This is a genomic window from Mesorhizobium tamadayense (assembly GCF_003863365.1).
Classification (GTDB): Bacteria; Pseudomonadota; Alphaproteobacteria; order Rhizobiales; family Rhizobiaceae; genus Mesorhizobium; species Mesorhizobium tamadayense.
Genome location: NZ_RQXT01000224.1, coordinates 1 through 553, shown reverse-complemented (window position 1 = coordinate 553; position 553 = coordinate 1). Strand labels below are relative to the sequence as shown.

At 59.1% G+C, this 553-nt stretch carries 2 protein-coding genes; both read right to left on the bottom strand.

Annotation, left to right across the window (positions count from 1 at the left end):
- Positions 1-342: FAD-binding protein (locus EH240_RS37410; RefSeq protein WP_125007288.1), on the bottom strand; the 342-nt coding region annotated here is incomplete at its 3' end.
- Positions 343-366: 24 nt separating this feature from the next.
- On the bottom strand, positions 367-553 hold a 187-nt coding region (locus tag EH240_RS38675), incomplete at its 5' end, for a hypothetical protein (protein ID WP_206075406.1).

The following is a 553-nucleotide window of genomic DNA, read 5'->3' as shown; positions in this document are numbered from 1 at the left end:
CGCGCCGCCGGCGCGTATTGCTCGCGCCATCGCCTTGTAGTTGTCTCCCTGATCCGCACTGTTGGCCGTATGCAGCGTCTGCTTGTCAGAGCCGGAGCAGGCCGACGTTCCACCCCAAGCGCTTTGACTGACGATAACCACCTCGTTCCCACGCCGCCTTAATTCCACCGCCGCACGCAGCCCCGCCGCACCGGAACCGACCACTACACAACCGCTTCGATAGACCGGGACTTGAAGGCCGCCGTGGACCATTGTACCGGACGGAGGCGTCTCCGACCGTAGTCGCGGCATATCGACATCGGTCATGGCGTCAAGAATGTGCTGCGGGACGTCAATCGTCATAAGACTGCTAAGATCCTTGTGTCATCAGGGAGCGCATTTTTGCCAGTGATTCATCACCATGAAATGCCAACCGGATGTGTCAGCACGCATTTGGCCGATCAGTGCGTGCATGCGCGGGATATCTTGGCCGACGAGAACAGCCGGAAATCGTAACAGTCGCCCCCATTTCCTGCTCACTTCGTGGCGGCGGATCATGAGTGCACCTATTGAA